This window comes from Pseudocitrobacter cyperus (assembly GCF_039889165.1).
In the GTDB taxonomy this organism is placed as follows: Bacteria; Pseudomonadota; Gammaproteobacteria; order Enterobacterales; family Enterobacteriaceae; genus Pseudocitrobacter; species Pseudocitrobacter cyperus.
In genome coordinates, this window is sequence record NZ_JAYMYY010000007.1 from 18928 (window position 1) to 34676 (window position 15749).

Annotated in this window: 16 protein-coding genes and 1 pseudogene; 10 read left to right on the plus strand and 7 right to left on the minus strand. The window is 53.4% G+C overall.

All coding sequences use genetic code 11. The features are described 5' to 3' along the window. Positions 1–89: 89 nt before the first annotated feature. A complete protein-coding gene (locus tag VSR74_RS19100) occupies positions 90–1592 on the plus strand; it encodes a helicase HerA-like C-terminal domain-containing protein (protein ID WP_347796177.1) in 1503 nt (500 codons plus the stop codon). Between the two features lie 54 nt (positions 1593–1646). Here VSR74_RS19100 and lptG read toward each other — a convergent pair whose 3' ends face one another. From lptG to VSR74_RS19115, 3 genes are all read right to left on the minus strand, one after another. Further along, positions 1647–2729 carry an LPS export ABC transporter permease LptG gene (gene lptG / locus VSR74_RS19105; RefSeq protein WP_347796178.1) on the minus strand — a complete coding sequence of 361 codons (1083 nt, stop codon included), beginning with the start codon at positions 2727–2729 and terminating at the stop codon, positions 1647–1649. Beyond that, positions 2729–3829, minus strand: a complete 1101-nt coding sequence (gene lptF / locus VSR74_RS19110) for an LPS export ABC transporter permease LptF (protein WP_347796179.1) — start codon at positions 3827–3829, stop codon at positions 2729–2731. The genes lptG and lptF overlap by 1 nt, the downstream gene beginning before the upstream one ends. Before the next feature lie 63 nt (positions 3830–3892). Then, positions 3893–3943 carry a hypothetical protein gene (locus VSR74_RS19115; protein ID WP_217448718.1) on the minus strand — a complete coding sequence of 17 codons (51 nt, stop codon included), beginning with the start codon at positions 3941–3943 and terminating at the stop codon, positions 3893–3895. Between the two features lie 153 nt (positions 3944–4096). On the opposite strand from VSR74_RS19115, the gene pepA reads away from it, so the two are divergent. The 3 genes from pepA to VSR74_RS19130 all read left to right on the plus strand — a co-directional run bounded on the left by pepA (position 4097) and on the right by VSR74_RS19130 (position 9070). Further along, the gene (gene pepA, locus VSR74_RS19120; protein ID WP_347796180.1) at positions 4097–5608 is read left to right on the plus strand and encodes a leucyl aminopeptidase; all 1512 of its coding nucleotides are present in this window, start codon (positions 4097–4099) and stop codon (positions 5606–5608) included. A gap of 163 nt (positions 5609–5771) precedes the next feature. Then, complete coding sequence (holC, locus tag VSR74_RS19125; protein WP_108476199.1) at positions 5772–6215, plus strand: DNA polymerase III subunit chi; 444 nt, start codon at positions 5772–5774, stop codon at positions 6213–6215. Beyond that, positions 6215–9070, plus strand: a complete 2856-nt coding sequence (locus tag VSR74_RS19130; RefSeq protein ID WP_347796181.1) for a valine--tRNA ligase — start codon at positions 6215–6217, stop codon at positions 9068–9070. The genes holC and VSR74_RS19130 overlap by 1 nt, the downstream gene beginning before the upstream one ends. A gap of 59 nt (positions 9071–9129) precedes the next feature. Here VSR74_RS19130 and VSR74_RS19135 read toward each other — a convergent pair whose 3' ends face one another. Next, positions 9130–10320 (minus strand): YjgN family protein, encoded by a 1191-nt coding sequence (locus tag VSR74_RS19135; protein ID WP_347796182.1) that lies wholly within the window; start codon positions 10318–10320, stop codon positions 9130–9132. Between the two features lie 184 nt (positions 10321–10504). Between VSR74_RS19135 and VSR74_RS19140 the strand changes: the two genes are divergently transcribed. Continuing rightward, positions 10505–11008: a GNAT family N-acetyltransferase gene (locus VSR74_RS19140; RefSeq protein WP_347796183.1), complete on the plus strand. Its 504-nt coding sequence runs from the start codon at positions 10505–10507 to the stop codon at positions 11006–11008. Positions 11009–11017: 9 nt separating this feature from the next. Here the strand turns inward: VSR74_RS19140 and miaE are convergent, their stop codons facing one another. Both miaE and rraB read right to left on the minus strand, forming a co-directional pair. Beyond that, positions 11018–11776 (minus strand): tRNA isopentenyl-2-thiomethyl-A-37 hydroxylase MiaE, encoded by a 759-nt coding sequence (gene miaE, locus VSR74_RS19145; RefSeq protein WP_411914268.1) that lies wholly within the window; start codon positions 11774–11776, stop codon positions 11018–11020. Between the two features lie 49 nt (positions 11777–11825). Then, positions 11826–12245 (minus strand): ribonuclease E inhibitor RraB, encoded by a 420-nt coding sequence (gene rraB, locus VSR74_RS19150; RefSeq protein ID WP_347796184.1) that lies wholly within the window; start codon positions 12243–12245, stop codon positions 11826–11828. Positions 12246–12262: 17 nt separating this feature from the next. Here rraB and argL point away from each other — a divergent pair, with 17 nt between their 5' ends. Beyond that, on the plus strand, positions 12263–12436 hold the full coding sequence (gene argL / locus VSR74_RS23275) for a putative translational regulatory protein ArgL (protein WP_411914270.1): 174 nt from the start codon (positions 12263–12265) through the stop codon (positions 12434–12436). Continuing rightward, positions 12406–13410 (plus strand): ornithine carbamoyltransferase, encoded by a 1005-nt coding sequence (gene argF / locus VSR74_RS19155; RefSeq protein WP_347796185.1) that lies wholly within the window; start codon positions 12406–12408, stop codon positions 13408–13410. The genes argL and argF overlap by 31 nt, the downstream gene beginning before the upstream one ends. A 47-nt stretch (positions 13411–13457) precedes the next feature. On the opposite strand, the gene VSR74_RS19160 is transcribed toward argF, so the two are convergent. Further along, entirely contained in the window at positions 13458–13910 is a 453-nt protein-coding gene (locus VSR74_RS19160) for a YhcH/YjgK/YiaL family protein (protein WP_347796186.1), read from the minus strand. 263 nt (positions 13911–14173) lie between these two features. On the opposite strand from VSR74_RS19160, the pseudogene pyrL reads away from it, so the two are divergent. The 3 genes and pseudogenes from pyrL to pyrI all read left to right on the plus strand — a co-directional run. Further along, positions 14174–14307 (plus strand): annotated as a pseudogene (pyrL, locus tag VSR74_RS19170) (pyr operon leader peptide); the annotation flags it as partial. Positions 14308–14312: 5 nt separating this feature from the next. Continuing rightward, positions 14313–15248 carry an aspartate carbamoyltransferase gene (gene pyrB, locus VSR74_RS19175; RefSeq protein ID WP_347796187.1) on the plus strand — a complete coding sequence of 312 codons (936 nt, stop codon included), beginning with the start codon at positions 14313–14315 and terminating at the stop codon, positions 15246–15248. Between the two features lie 12 nt (positions 15249–15260). Beyond that, complete coding sequence (gene pyrI / locus VSR74_RS19180; protein WP_347796188.1) at positions 15261–15722, plus strand: aspartate carbamoyltransferase regulatory subunit; 462 nt, start codon at positions 15261–15263, stop codon at positions 15720–15722. Positions 15723–15749 lie beyond the last annotated feature (27 nt).

Genomic DNA, 15749 nt, shown 5'->3' on the forward strand with positions numbered 1-15749 from the left:
ACTGGATAAAGCGCCGCAAAGCCAGGAATTTCCTGCCGCCTTTTGCTGACAATTTGCCTATACTCGACGCAGATAAATGGAGGAAAAAAATGAGCGCACCTTTGCTAATTGCACGCACGCAGGATAAAGAACTGCATCTCTTGCCGGGTATGGCTAACCGTCATGGGCTGATTACCGGCGCGACCGGTACCGGGAAGACCGTCACCCTGCAAAAGATGGCCGAATCGTTCTCAGAGATTGGCGTGCCGGTGTTTATGGCGGATGTGAAAGGTGACCTGACGGGGGTTGCACAGGCAGGCCAGGCATCAGAGAAGCTTCAGGAACGCCTGAACAAGATTGGCGTCACCGACTGGGAGCCACATGCCAACCCGGTGGTAGTATGGGATATCTTCGCTGAGAAGGGTCACCCGGTACGCGCAACAGTGTCAGATCTCGGCCCGCTGCTGCTGGCGCGCTTGCTCAACCTGAACGAAGTGCAGAGCGGCGTGCTGAACATTATCTTCCGCATTGCCGATGACCAGGGTCTGTTACTGCTGGACTTTAAAGATCTCCGCGCCATCACCCAGTACATTGGCGATAACGCGAAGTCGTTCCAGAATCAGTACGGCAATATCAGCAGCGCGTCGGTTGGGGCGATTCAGCGCGGGCTGTTGACCCTGGAGCAACAGGGCGCCGAGCATTTCTTCGGCGAGCCGATGCTGGATATCAAAGACTGGATGCGTACCGACAGTAACGGCAAAGGGATAATCAATATTCTCAGCGCCGAGAAACTGTATCAGATGCCCAAGCTCTACGCGGCCAGCCTGCTGTGGATGCTCTCTGAACTTTATGAACAACTGCCGGAAGCGGGCGATCTCGAAAAACCGAAGCTGGTGTTCTTCTTCGATGAGGCGCACCTGCTGTTTAACGATGCGCCACAGGTGCTGCTGGATAAAATCGAGCAGGTGATCCGCCTGATTCGCTCAAAGGGCGTGGGCGTGTACTTTGTTTCACAGAACCCGTCGGATATTCCTGATGCGGTGCTGGGTCAGTTAGGGAACCGTGTCCAGCATGCGCTGCGCGCCTTCACGCCAAAGGATCAAAAAGCGGTGAAAACAGCGGCACAGACTATGCGGGCAAATCCGGCCTTCGATACGGAGAAAGCCATTCAGGAGCTGGGTACGGGCGAGGCGCTTATCTCCTTCCTCGATGCCAAAGGCAGCCCTTCGGTGGTCGAGCGTGCGATGGTCATTGCGCCCTGCTCGCGGATGGGGCCTGTGACCGACGACGAACGTAATGGTCTGATTAATAACTCATCACTGTACGGAAAATATGAAGATGCAGTCGACCGCGAATCCGCGTTCGAGATGCTGCAAAAAGGCGTGCAAGCCAGCGCAGAGCAGGCCAATGCGCCAGCGGCAAAAGGGAAAGCGGTTGAGGTAGATGACGGCATTTTAGGCGGGCTGAAGGATATTCTGTTCGGCACCACCGGGCCACGCGGCGGCAAGAAAGATGGCATTGTCCAGACGGCGGCGAAAAGCGCGGTGCGTCAGGTGACCAATCAAATAGTACGCGGGATGCTGGGAAGTTTGCTGGGGGGAAGACGACGTTAAAGGCCGCTTGCCTGATGGCGTAAAAAAGGGAGCTTTCGCTCCCTTTTCCATCACCTACGCTCTTCGCATCATCAGCCAGAGGCTAATAAGGAAGAAGCTGGCGCTTGGTAACAGCGCGCCAATCACCGGCGGGATGCCGTAAACCAGAGTCAGCGGCCCGAAGATTTGGTCAAGCACGTAAAACACAAAACCAAAGCTGATACCGGTCACGACACGAACGCCCATCGCCACGCTACGCAACGGGCCGAAGATGAACGACAGCGCCATCAGCATCATCACCGCCACAGAGAGTGGCTGGAAGACTTTGCTCCACATGTTGAGCTGGTAACGGCCGGAATCCTGACCGCTCGACTTCAGGTACTTCACGTAGTTATGCAGGCCGCTAATGGAGAGCGCATCCGGATCTAACGCCACCACGCCGAGTTTGTCCGGCGTCAGGTTGGTTTTCCAGGTGCCACTGACGGTTTGCGCGCCGGTGATTTGCTTACTGTCCGTCAGATTAGATTCATCCACCTGCGACAGACGCCACACCTTGTTTTCCGCGTCAAACTTTGCGGAAGCCGCATAGCGAACGGATTGCAGACGTTTTTCCTGGTTGAAGGAGTAAATGCTTACACCACCCAGTTCATCACTGCCTTTGACGCGTTCTATATAGACAAAGTTATGGCCATCTTTCGCCCACATCCCCTCCTGGGTTGAGAGCAGCGAACCGCCATACATTGCCTGCGCACGATAGTTACGCGCCATCTGTTCACCCTGCGGTGCAATCCACTCACCCATTGCCATGGTCAGCAGCACCAGCGGAATAGCCGTTTTCATCACTGACAAGGCCACCTGCATACGGGTAAAACCAGAAGCCTGCATCACCACCAGTTCACTACGCTGAGCCAGCATCCCCAGCCCCAGCAGCGCGCCCAGCAGAGCCGCCATCGGGAAGAAGATTTGAACATCTTTCGGCATACTGAGCAGGGTATAAACCCCGGCCCCCAGCGCGTCATAATTCCCCTGCCCGGACTTCTTCAACTGATCGACAAACTTAATGATGCCGGATAGCGACACCAGCATGAACAGGGTCATCATGATGGTGGTGAAAATGGTTTTACCGATATAGCGGTCAAGTACACCAAATGGCTGCATCACACCGCTCCTTTAGCCGAGAAACGCGCACGGAGACGGCGCATCGGAATGGTATCCCACAGGTTCAGCGCAATCGCCAACGCCAGATATGCCAGGTTCACCACCCACATCCAGATTGCCGGGTCGAGCTTGCCCTTCCCGCCGTTCGATTTGAGCGAGGTTTGCAACAGGAAGAAGACGAGATAAAGCAGCATGGCTGGCAGCATCGACAGCACACGTCCCTGGCGCGGGTTCACCACGCTCAGTGGAACCACCATCAGCGCCATAATCGCCACGGTCAGAACAAGCGTGATACGCCAGTGGAGTTCGGCGCGCGCGCGGTCACTATTGGTGTTCCACAGGGTACGCATATCCATTTGGTCAGTATCGTTAGGATCCAGCGTTACCGCCTGGTGGCCGACAATTGCCTGATAATCTTTAAAATCGGTGATGCGGAAGTCACGCAGCATCGCAGTGCCTTCGAAGCGGGTGCCTTCGTTTAAAGTCACCACCTGAGAACCATCCTTCAACTGCGAAAGATGGCCGGAATCCGCTACGACCACGGAAGGACGCGCGTTGCCTTTAGGGCGCAACTGCGCAAGGAAAACATCTTTGAAACTGCTGCCATCGACGCTTTCAATAAACAGCACCGCGCTGCCGTTCGTCGCCTGCTGGAACTGACCCGCCGCCAGCGCCGCGAGACCAGGGTTGGCTTTTGCCTCAGCCAGCACTTCGTCCTGATGGCGAGACGACCATGGCCCCGCCCACATGACATTGACTGCAGCAATAATGCTGGTAAATAGAGCCAGTATCATTGCGGCTTTAATAAGCACCGCTTTACTCAGGCCGCAGGCATGCATCACCGTAATTTCACTTTCGGTGTACAGTTTGCCAAGCGTCATCAATAAGCCAAGGAACAGGCTCAAGGGGAGGATTAATTGCGCCATTTCAGGCACGCCCAGCCCCAGTAATGAGAGCACCAGATTTGTCGGGATCTCGCCGTCTACCGCCGCGCCGAGTATCCTCACCAGTTTCTGACAAAAGAAGATCAGAAGCAGGATGAAGAGGATCGCAAGCTGGCTTTTTAGCGTCTCCCGCACCAGATATCTTATGATTATCACTATAAATACGCCCGTAAAAACCCGTCTTATTGCAGGAAAATAGCTTGTTTCATGGCTTAAACGTCATTTATTCTCTTGAGTCGTCGAAAACATCGCTAAGATTATATGACTCAGCGGTTTCACGTTCAGGACTCGGTTCTGACGTACCAACACCGTAATAACGTTAAGATTAACACGAAGTCACCGCAACAGCGGAAATGAGTTACGAAAGCTTGCAATTCTAACTGTAGCCACCGCCGTTGTCTTTAAGATTCAGGAGCGTAGTCCATGGAGTTCAGTGTAAAAAGCGGTAGCCCGGAAAAACAGCGGAGTGCCTGCATCGTGGTCGGCGTTTTTGAACCGCGCCGTCTCTCCCCGATTGCCGAACAGCTCGATAAAATCAGCGACGGCTATATCAGCGCCCTGCTGCGCCGCGGTGAACTGGAGGGGAAACCGGGCCAGACGCTACTGTTACACCACGTTCCGAACGTGCTGTCAGAGCGCATTCTGCTGATTGGCTGCGGTAAAGAGCGGGAATTAGATGAGCGTCAGTACAAGCAGGTTATCCAGAAAACCATCAACACCCTGAATGACACCGGGTCGATGGAAGCCGTTTGCTTCCTGACGGAACTGCACGTCAAAGGCCGCAATAACTACTGGAAAGTGCGTCAGGCTGTTGAAACGGCTAAAGAGACGCTGTACAGCTTCGACCAGTTGAAAACCAATAAAACCGAACCTCGTCGCCCACTGCGTAAAATGGTCTTCAACGTGCCGACCCGCCGTGAACTGACCAGCGGCGAGCGCGCGATTCAGCACGGCCTGGCGATTGCTGCCGGGATTAAAGCAGCAAAAGACCTCGGCAACATGCCGCCGAATATCTGTAATGCCGCCTACCTCGCGTCTCAGGCGCGTCAACTGGCAGACAGCTACAGCAAAAATGTCGTTACTCGCGTGATTGGCGAGCAGCAGATGAAAGAACTGGGCATGCACTCTTATCTGGCGGTCGGCCACGGTTCACAGAACGAATCGCTGATGTCGGTGATTGAGTATAAAGGTAACGCCTCCGAAGAGGCCCGCCCGATCGTGCTGGTCGGTAAAGGGTTGACCTTCGACTCCGGCGGCATCTCTATCAAGCCTGCCGAAGGCATGGACGAGATGAAGTACGACATGTGCGGCGCGGCGGCAGTGTACGGCGTGATGCGCATGGTGGCGGAACTTCAGTTACCGATTAACGTGGTTGGCGTGCTGGCTGGCTGTGAAAACATGCCTGGCGGGCGCGCCTATCGCCCGGGCGATGTGTTGACCACCATGTCCGGCCAGACCGTTGAAGTGCTGAATACCGATGCTGAAGGCCGCCTGGTGCTGTGCGACGTACTCACCTATGTTGAGCGCTTCGAGCCGGAAGCCGTTATCGATGTGGCAACCCTGACCGGCGCGTGCGTGATTGCCCTTGGTCATCACGTCACCGGCCTGATGTCGAATCACAACCCGCTGGCGCATGAACTGATTGGCGCATCCGAGCAGGCGGGCGACCGCGCCTGGCGACTGCCGCTGGCCGATGAGTTCCAGGATCAACTGGAGTCTAACTTTGCCGATATGGCAAACATCGGTGGCCGCCCTGGTGGGGCGATCACGGCGGGATGCTTCCTGTCGCGCTTTACGCGTAAGTACAACTGGGCACACCTGGATATCGCCGGTACCGCATGGCGCTCCGGCAAAGCGAAAGGCGCAACCGGACGCCCAGTGGCGCTGCTGTCTCAGTTCCTGCTGAACCGCGCCGGGTTTAACGGCGAAGAGTAAGTTAAGGCTTTAAGGGAAACACCCTCACCCCGCCCTCTCCCTTAGGGAGAGGGAGAAAACCAGAGCAGGTCTTTCAATTTTGCGCTGTCAGTCCCCTCTCCCTAAGGGAGAGGGTTAGGGTGAGGGGTCAATACATTTAAATCCACCACAAGAAGCCCCATATATGAAGAATGCGACGTTCTATCTTCTGGACAACGAAACCACCGTTGATGGCTTAAGCGCCGTCGAGCAACTGGTGTGCGACGTTGCCGCAGAACGTTGGCGCAGCGGTAAGCGCGTGCTGATTGCCTGTGAGGATGAGCAGCAGGCTATTCGCCTGGATGAAGCGCTGTGGGCGCGTCCGGCGGAGAGCTTCGTGCCGCATAATCTCGCAGGCGAAGGCCCGCGGGGTGGTGCGCCGGTCGAGATCGCCTGGCCGCAAAAGCGTAACAGCAGCCCACGCGATATACTGATCAGTCTGCGACTCAATTTCGCAGATTTTGCCACCGCTTTCACAGAAGTGATAGACTTCGTCCCTTACGAAGATTCGCTTAAACAACTGGCGCGCGAACGATACAAAGCTTACCGCGTGGCTGGTTTCAACCTGAACACGGCAACCTGGAAATAATGGAAAAGACATACAACCCAAACGATATCGAACAGCCGCTTTACGAGCACTGGGAAAAGCAGGGCTATTTCAAACCGAATGGCGATGAAAGCCAGGAAAGTTTCTGCATCATGATCCCGCCGCCGAACGTCACCGGCAGTTTGCATATGGGTCACGCCTTCCAGCAAACCATCATGGATACCATGATCCGCTACCAGCGCATGCAGGGTAAAAACACCCTCTGGCAGGCGGGAACCGACCATGCCGGTATCGCCACCCAGATGGTGGTTGAGCGCAAAATTGCCGCTGAAGAAGGTAAAACCCGTCACGACTATGGACGCGATGCGTTCATCGACAAAATCTGGCAGTGGAAAGCGGAATCCGGCGGTACCATTACTCGCCAGATGCGCCGCCTTGGCAACTCCGTGGACTGGGAGCGCGAGCGCTTCACCATGGATGAAGGGCTTTCCAATGCCGTGAAAGAAGTCTTCGTGCGCCTCTACAAAGAAGACCTGATTTACCGTGGCAAACGCCTGGTAAACTGGGATCCAAAACTGCGCACCGCTATCTCTGACCTGGAAGTGGAAAACCGCGAGTCAAAAGGCTCGATGTGGCACATCCGCTATCCGCTTGCCGACGGCGCGAAAACCGCTGACGGTAAAGATTATCTGGTGGTCGCCACCACGCGTCCGGAAACCCTGCTGGGCGATACCGGCGTGGCGGTGAACCCGGAAGATCCACGTTATAAAGATCTGATAGGCAAATTCGTTGTCCTGCCGCTGGTTAACCGCCGCATTCCGATCGTGGGCGATGAGCATGCCGATATGGAAAAAGGCACCGGCTGCGTGAAAATCACCCCGGCGCATGACTTCAATGACTACGAAGTCGGCCGTCGTCATCAGCTTCCGATGATCAATATTCTGACCTTTGACGGTGATATCCGTGAAAGCGCGGAAGTGTACGACACCAAAGGCAACGAGTCTGATATCTATTCCAGCGATATCCCGGCGGAGTTCCAGAAACTGGAGCGCTTTGCCGCGCGTAAAGCGGTGGTTGCGGCTATCGACGCTCTTGGCCTGCTTGAGGAGATCAAACCACACGACCTGACCGTACCTTACGGCGACCGTGGCGGCGTGGTTATCGAACCGATGCTGACCGACCAGTGGTACGTGCGCGCCGATGTGCTGGCAAAACCAGCGGTTGAAGCAGTCGAGAACGGCGACATTCAGTTTGTGCCGAAGCAGTACGAAAACATGTACTTCTCCTGGATGCGTGATATTCAGGACTGGTGTATCTCTCGTCAACTGTGGTGGGGCCACCGTATCCCGGCATGGTACGACGAAGCGGGTAACGTCTACGTTGGCCGTACCGAAGAAGAAGTGCGTCAGGAAAATAACCTGAGCGCGGACGTTGCGCTGCGTCAGGACGAAGACGTACTCGATACCTGGTTCTCCTCCGCGCTGTGGACTTTCTCCACCCTCGGCTGGCCGGAAAACACCGACGCCCTGCGTCAGTTCCATCCAACCAGCGTGATGGTCTCCGGCTTCGACATCATCTTCTTCTGGATTGCCCGCATGATCATGATGACCATGCACTTCATCAAAGATGAAAACGGCAAGCCTCAGGTGCCGTTCCACACCGTCTACATGACCGGCCTGATTCGTGACGACGAAGGCCAGAAGATGTCTAAATCCAAGGGTAACGTCATTGACCCGCTGGATATGGTTGACGGTATTTCACTGGCAGACCTGCTGGAGAAACGCACCGGCAACATGATGCAGCCGCAGATGGCGGAGAAAATCCGCAAGCGTACCGAGAAGCAGTTCCCGAACGGTATTGAGCCGCACGGTACTGACGCCCTGCGCTTCACCCTGGCCGCACTCGCCTCCACCGGCCGCGACATCAACTGGGATATGAAGCGTCTGGAAGGCTATCGTAACTTCTGTAACAAGCTGTGGAACGCCAGCCGCTTTGTGCTGATGAACACCGAAGAGCAGGATTGCGGCTTTAACGGCGGCGAAATGACGCTGTCGCTGGCAGACCGCTGGATTCTGGCGGAATTTAACCAGACGGTGAAAGCGTACCGCGAAGCGCTGGACAGCTACCGCTTCGATATCGCCGCGGGCATTCTGTATGAGTTCACGTGGAACCAGTTCTGCGACTGGTATCTGGAGCTGACCAAGCCAGTTATGACCGGGGGTTCTGAGTCTGAACTGCGTGGTACTCGCCATACGCTGGTTACGGTTCTGGAAGGTCTGCTGCGCCTGGCGCATCCGATCATCCCGTTCATCACCGAAACCATCTGGCAGCGTGTGAAAGTGATTTGCGGTATCACCGCCGACACCATCATGCTGCAGCCGTTCCCGGAATACGATGCGTCTCAGGTTGATGAAGCGGCGCTTGCTGACACCGAGTGGCTGAAACAGGCGATCGTTGCGGTACGTAACATCCGCGCGGAAATGAACATTGCACCGGGCAAACCGCTGGAACTGCTGCTGCGTGGTTGCAGTAAGGATGCGGAGCGTCGTGTAAACGATAACCGTAGCTTCCTGCTGAACCTGGCGCGTCTGGAAAGCATCACCGTGCTGCCAGCCGATGACAAAGGCCCGGTATCCGTGACCAAAATCATCGACGGCGCTGAGCTGCTGATCCCGATGGCTGGCCTCATCAACAAAGAAGATGAGCTGGCACGTCTGGCGAAAGAAGTGGCGAAGATTGAAGGTGAAATCAGCCGTATCGAAAGCAAACTGTCTAACGAAGGCTTTGTGGCGCGCGCACCGGAAGCGGTGATCGCTAAAGAGCGTGAGAAGCTGGATGGTTACGCAGAAGCGAAAGCGAAGCTGATTGAACAGCAGGCGGTCATCGCCGCGCTGTAATGCGTGTTGTACACGCTTTGTGAGAAAGGCCGGAGCTTGCTCCGGCCTCTTTTACATCATCAGATGAAAGGAACGTATGGCATAATGCCACGCGATATCCACATCAGGAAGCCACCGTTTTGCGGGGTTTCACCATTCACCAACTCAAGCGCATCTAAATCGCCGATCACATACGTATTGCGTGCCATCCAGCCAACCAAATACATTTTTAACCAGGGATAAGCCAGGCCCAGTGTGATACTGCTGACCACCATAACCATCAACATTCTTAAAAACATACCAGAGCCGGTTATTGAAGAGTGGAAATGTAACGTCTCGTTGGCCAGAGTTAAGTGGTTCAAAAAGAGATTACGCAGTGTCGAATACATATAACTCACTACCACCAGGATTGCGATAAAATAGAGCGCATAGCCTGTCATGATACGGCTATAGTTCTCCATGATAATAGCACTTGTTATCGTATCAGGCTCCCCGCCCATTATTGACATCTGCAGCAACTGCATAAATACAGGGCTAATCAAATAGCCAATTACCACGATAAAGGGTAATAATGTTGACAGTGCCAGCACACAACCTTTAATACATTGTTTGATACTGATTTGAATAGAAAAACGGTGAATACCAAAATGCCCACCATTCCCCATTAACGTCATCCACTTCCCATATACGACGCCATTAACCACACCTAACCCCAAAATCATTACCAGGCCAAGCAAGATCAGTCTTGGAATAACGCCCAGAAATCCCGTCACACTGAAAACAAAATAAAGTACAACACCTAATATGACTTCAATAATGAATGGTAATGCAAAAAGGTATAACCACGCTTTGAGCATTGAACATTCGAAGCTAAAATTTATGCCGTTAAGCGATGTCATCATTGCCTGATACTGCAAACTTTTAACTATCATAAATGGAATGGACAAAATCAACATTCCTAAGATGATAGAACCAATGACAAATTGTTCACGACTAATAAAATAAAAACTCAAAGCATATACAACAATCACTAAAAGAAAACTTGCCAGTATAGCCCCGCCAGTGGCTTTATAGCTAAATACTTGTCCATTTAACGACATGTGTGAATACACATAACGACGGCACTTCACAACAGCCCATGGCAAATAAATTCCGAGTGTAATACATACCAGCAACACATTTACGAGAGAAATAATAAAAAACTGCCATCCCTTTCCGGTAAATACAAACTTATGCCGTTCAGCATGTTTACCATTCACAATATCATTCATATACGGAATCCCTAACCATTTATTATAATCCATAAAAATAAAGCAATTTAATTGCGTTAATTAAAATACACGGTTATTTCGTATGCGTGAATATATTTCAACTCCAAATATTCTTCTTGCACCGGGTTACGGAGAGTGGTATTAAATAAATATATTATTGAACATCAGTAAATTGAGTAGAGCTATGAATGTTGCCGCCCCCCAAACGCTCACGTTACGTCGTATCATGCCGGAACATAACGCTGCTATTGCCAGCGTTATCCGCCAGGTCTCTGCCGAATATGGCCTGACCGCCGACAAAGGCTACACCGTTGCCGATCCGAATCTGGACGAGCTGTACCAGCTTTACAGCCAGCCAGGTGCCGCATATTGGGTGGTTGAGCAGGATGGTCAGGTGGTTGGCGGCGGCGGCGTCGCCCCATTAGGCTGTAGTGAGCCGGATATCTGTGAATTGCAGAAGATGTATTTTCTCCCGTCTGCGCGCGGCCAGGGGCTGGCGAAGAAGCTCGCGCTGATGGCGCTCGATTACGCGCGTGAACAGGGATTCAGGCACTGCTATCTCGAAACCACCGAGTTTCTGCGCGAAGCCATTGGTCTGTATGAACACTTAGGCTTCGAGCACATCAGCGAACCGTTGGGCTGCACCGGGCATGTGGATTGCGAAGTGCGGATGCTGAAAGCTTTGTAAGATTATCCCTCACATCGGCACCCCACTATGAAAACGAAACTCCGCATCCGGCGTGCTAATTAATGCGGCTTCCACTTCACCAAAGAAGCGCACGCGCGGGGTAATATCCACTTTCGACGCCTGCTGCGCCAGCACCAGGTAATCCTGATAATGGCGGGCTTCAGAACGCAGCAGCGAGAGATAAAACTTCTGCAATGGCTCATCGAGATAGGGCGCCAGCGCAGCAAAGCGTTCGCAGGAGCGCGCTTCGATGTACGCCCCGCAAATCAGTTTATCAATCAGCGTCAGTGGCTCGTGGGTGCGCACCTCTTTGAGCATGCCTTTCGCATAGCGGCTGGCGGTTATCTTCACATACGGGATTTGGCGCGCGGTCATGGCTTCGCGTACCTGCCAGAAGTGATGCAGTTCCTCTTTGATCAACAGCACCATGCTGTCGATCAACGCCTGCCCCCACGGGTCGTCGGTCTGCGGCATGACGCTTTTTCCGATCTGCTTATGCAGCGCGACAAAATCCGGCTCCGGCCCTTCGCGGAAGGCAAAGACCTCATACGGCTGCAGCCACGCCAGCAACGGTTCTGCCCCCTGTTTATCGGCGACATATTTACGCACCAGCAGCATGGCGGTTTGCGCGGCTTTGAGTTCGCACACCAGATGGTCAGTTAACAAAAGTGGCAGATTCGCTGGATCGCGCGCCTTTTCGAGCCAGGCCTGCGGCGTAGCGCAGTGGAGAAAATTGAGAACAGGAGAGAGAATTTGCGGGTAATCCATACCTTATCCTTGCCCCACGACAGCGAGCGCTGCCGTGGGAGAGTGATGCTTAGTGACGCACACCATCATCTTCTTCATCGACGTAATCTTCGTCGTCGTCGCCTTCTTCGCCGTTAGGATCTTCGTAGTAGGTGCCCCAACCGTCATACTCGACGTCGAATTTCTCGGCCAGCGTCATCAGTTGCTCAACCTGCGCGTCGATCAGATCGGCGTTCAGCGCGGATTCGCTGAGGATATCGCAGCAGATGACCGTGTCGCCCTCTTCCACTTCCAGCTCTTCCGGCTCGGTGACTTCATAGCCCATTTTGAAAGCTTCAACCGCAAACTTCTCCAGCGCTTCAAAATCGTCAGCGGAGAGGTGATGTTCAATGGTATACAGCGCGTCAGGATCGCTGCCATCTTCCAGCAGTTCTTCAATGATCAGGCGCGTCTCTTCACGCTGCTCTTCCAGTAATTCCGGGTTTGCCATGGCTCGTTCCTCGTAATGTGGCGTTACTCTTATTGTCACATACAGCAAGCATTGCCTCCACCTTTCCGATAAAGATTTATATTCCGGGGTTGCAATTGCATATTCATACATATAAATTGAATTTTAATTCAATAAGTGGCTTGAGCCATGCGAGGACAAGATGCCGAATTTTTATCAAAAGCACTTTTTAAAATTACTCGATTTCACCCCTGCCGAGTTGAACGCACTGCTGCAACTCGCCGCCCAACTGAAAGCCGATAAAAAAAGCGGCCACGAGACACCAAAACTGACCGGTAAAAACATCGCGCTCATCTTCGAAAAAGACTCGACCCGCACACGATGCTCTTTCGAAGTTGCCGCATACGATCAAGGCGCTCGCGTCACCTATCTCGGCCCAAGCGGCAGCCAGATTGGCCATAAAGAGTCGATAAAAGACACCGCTCGCGTGCTGGGCCGCATGTATGACGGTATTCAGTATCGCGGCTACGGCCAGGAGATTGTCGAAACGCTGGCAGAGTATGCGGGTGTGCCGGTGTGGAACGGTTTAACCAATGAATTTCACCCGACACAGTTGCTGGCGGATCTGCTCACCATGCAGGAACATTTGCCGGGTAAAGCGTTCAATGAGATGACGCTGGTTTATGCAGGCGACGCGCGTAATAACATGGGCAATTCGATGCTGGAAGCCGCCGCGTTAACCGGGCTGGATTTGCGTCTGGTCGCCCCGCAGGCCTGCTGGCCGGAAGAGAGCCTTGTCACCGAGTGCAAAGCGCTGGCGCAAAAGAACGGCGGCAACATCACTCTGACTGAAGATATCGCGGCTGGCGTGAAAGATGCGGACTTTATCTACACCGACGTGTGGGTATCGATGGGTGAAGCCAAAGAGAAATGGGCGGAGCGCATTGCGCTGCTGCGTGATTATCAGGTAAATAGCACGATGATGTCACTGACCGGCAACCCGCAGGTGAAATTCCTCCACTGCCTGCCCGCATTTCATGACGACCAGACCACGCTCGGTAAACAAATGGCCGAAGAGTATGGGATGCACGGCGGAATGGAAGTTACCGATGAGGTGTTTGAATCTCCGGCAAGCGTGGTGTTCGACCAGGCAGAAAACCGTATGCATACCATCAAAGCGGTGATGGTGGCGACGTTAAGCCAATAGTCTGTTGATGAACCGGATGGCTTGCGCCATCCGGCGGCACAATGGCATTACGCCACCAGCATTTTCACCACAATCTTACGCACCTTCGCCGGCGCGCCCACTGCGCACAGCGGCTTGTGTACTTCGCCTGGATAGAAAACGACAAAATCACCCTCATTGAGAATAACCGTTTTCTCTTCTTTTCCTTCCGGCAGGAAGGCGATGTCTTTATCCGCCAGCCAGTCGGTTTCCGGTGTGCCCGCAGGCAGCGTGCTGAAGGTCATGCCTTCCTGCCCTTTCACGACGATCTGGATATCCAGGTAACGTGCGTGATACTCGGCACGGCGCTTTTCAAACGGTTCAGTCATATCTTCCGATACCAGATAAAAAGCGCGGTCGCCGTCAATGGGGTGCTTGCCCAACGCAGTGGCGTCGGTCACTTCAGCTTTGACATGCGCGATCGCCTGGCGCAGGGCTTCTGGCAGCCACGGCTGCACATTATGGATGTTGCCAACAATCATGGTTATACCTCAATTAAAACATTGTTTCATTTTAGCTGTTATACGAGAATTTCGACTGCCATACCACTACTTTGTGCTGGGGATTTGCGCTGGCGCATAGTTATTGAATGATGATGGCAGCGATGGGTTTTCAACTGCATAGCAATGGCGATCATGTGCATTTATATTCAAATAGAATCGTTTTCGTCGCGTAAATTATGAATCTGATACTTGATTCAACAACAGACCTGCGTATAATCCCGTCCCGTTTGCCGGGAGGAATTATGGTTCAGTGTGTACGACATCGCGTCTTACCGCGTCTGAAAACAGACGCTGGCCTGCCGTTTTCTTTCCGTTGCTCACTCATTCTCGAAGCCCCTTATTTAAGGGGCTTTTTTTTTGCGCAGGCGTCAGGAGAAAAACATGGCTAATCCGCTGTATCAAAAACATATCATTTCCATCAACGACCTGAGTCGCGACGATCTGGAACTGGTACTGGCTACCGCTGCAAAGCTGAAAGCAAACCCGCAACCGGAGCTGCTGAAGCACAAAGTGATTGCCAGTTGTTTCTTCGAAGCGTCAACCCGTACCCGTTTATCGTTTGAAACCTCGATGCATCGCCTGGGCGCGAGCGTGGTGGGTTTTTCTGACAGCAACAACACTTCGCTGGGTAAAAAAGGCGAGACGCTGGCGGACACCATTTCGGTGATTAGCACTTACGTCGACGCTATCGTAATGCGTCACCCGCAGGAAGGCGCTTCACGTCTGGCAACTGAATTTTCCGGCGGCATTCCGGTACTGAACGCCGGTGACGGCGCCAACCAGCATCCGACGCAGACGCTGCTCGATCTCTTCACCATCCAGGAAACGCAGGGTCGTCTGGAAAATCTCAACGTGGCGATGGTCGGCGACCTGAAATATGGCCGCACCGTTCACTCTCTCACGCAGGCGCTGGCGAAATTTAACGGCAACCGCTTCTACTTCATCGCCCCGGATGCGCTGGCGATGCCGCAGTACATCCTGGATATGCTCGATGAAAAAGGGATTGCCTGGAGCCTGCACAGCGCGATTGAAGAAGTGATGGCGGAAGTCGATATCCTTTATATGACCCGCGTACAAAAAGAACGTCTTGATCCATCTGAATATGCCAACGTCAAAGCGCAGTTCGTGCTGCGCGCCGCGGATCTGGAAGGCTCGCGCAACAATATGAAAGTGCTGCACCCGCTACCGCGTATTGATGAAATCACCACCGATGTCGATAAAACGCCGCACGCCTGGTACTTCCAGCAGGCCGGCAACGGTATCTTCGCCCGCCAGGCGTTACTGGCACTGGTTCTGACTCGCGACCTGGATCTGTAAGGGGAAATGACTATGACACACGACAATAAACTTCAGGTAGAAGCCATCAAACGTGGCACGGTAATCGATCATATCCCGGCGCAGGTGGGCTTTAAATTACTGACCCTGTTCAAACTGACCGAGACGGATCAGCGCATCACCATCGGCCTGAACCTGCCTTCCGGCGAGATGGGGCGTAAGGATCTGATTAAAATCGAAAACACCTTCCTGACTGATGAACAAGTCAACCAGCTTTCACTCTATGCGCCGCAGGCAACGGTAAACCGCATTGAAGAGTATGAAGTGGTCGGGAAATCACGCCCCAGCCTGCCGGAACGCATCGATAACGTGCTGGTGTGCCCAAACAGCAACTGCATCAGCCACGCCGAGCCGGTCTCATCGAGTTTTGCAGTGAAAAAACGTGTCGATGACATCGCACTCAAATGTAAATATTGCGAAAAAGAGTTTTCCCATTATGTGGTGCTGGCCAACTAATTGAGGTTGGTAAAGAAATCCCGGCTG

What these genes read in the sequence shown, in the direction of transcription:
- VSR74_RS19100 (WP_347796177.1), top strand. Translation starts at nt 90, where the DNA reads ATGAGCGCACCTTTGCTAATTGCACGCACGCAGGATAAAGAACTGCAT.
- lptG (WP_347796178.1), bottom strand. Translation starts at nt 2,729, where the DNA reads ATGCAGCCATTTGGTGTACTTGACCGCTATATCGGTAAAACCATTTTC.
- pepA (WP_347796180.1), top strand. Translation starts at nt 4,097, where the DNA reads ATGGAGTTCAGTGTAAAAAGCGGTAGCCCGGAAAAACAGCGGAGTGCC.
- holC (WP_108476199.1), top strand. Translation starts at nt 5,772, where the DNA reads ATGAAGAATGCGACGTTCTATCTTCTGGACAACGAAACCACCGTTGAT.
- VSR74_RS19130 (WP_347796181.1), top strand. Translation starts at nt 6,215, where the DNA reads ATGGAAAAGACATACAACCCAAACGATATCGAACAGCCGCTTTACGAG.
- VSR74_RS19135 (WP_347796182.1), bottom strand. Translation starts at nt 10,320, where the DNA reads ATGAATGATATTGTGAATGGTAAACATGCTGAACGGCATAAGTTTGTA.
- VSR74_RS19140 (WP_347796183.1), top strand. Translation starts at nt 10,505, where the DNA reads ATGAATGTTGCCGCCCCCCAAACGCTCACGTTACGTCGTATCATGCCG.
- miaE (WP_411914268.1), bottom strand. Translation starts at nt 11,776, where the DNA reads ATGGATTACCCGCAAATTCTCTCTCCTGTTCTCAATTTTCTCCACTGC.
- rraB (WP_347796184.1), bottom strand. Translation starts at nt 12,245, where the DNA reads ATGGCAAACCCGGAATTACTGGAAGAGCAGCGTGAAGAGACGCGCCTG.
- argF (WP_347796185.1), top strand. Translation starts at nt 12,406, where the DNA reads ATGCCGAATTTTTATCAAAAGCACTTTTTAAAATTACTCGATTTCACC.
- VSR74_RS19160 (WP_347796186.1), bottom strand. Translation starts at nt 13,910, where the DNA reads ATGATTGTTGGCAACATCCATAATGTGCAGCCGTGGCTGCCAGAAGCC.
- pyrB (WP_347796187.1), top strand. Translation starts at nt 14,313, where the DNA reads ATGGCTAATCCGCTGTATCAAAAACATATCATTTCCATCAACGACCTG.
- pyrI (WP_347796188.1), top strand. Translation starts at nt 15,261, where the DNA reads ATGACACACGACAATAAACTTCAGGTAGAAGCCATCAAACGTGGCACG.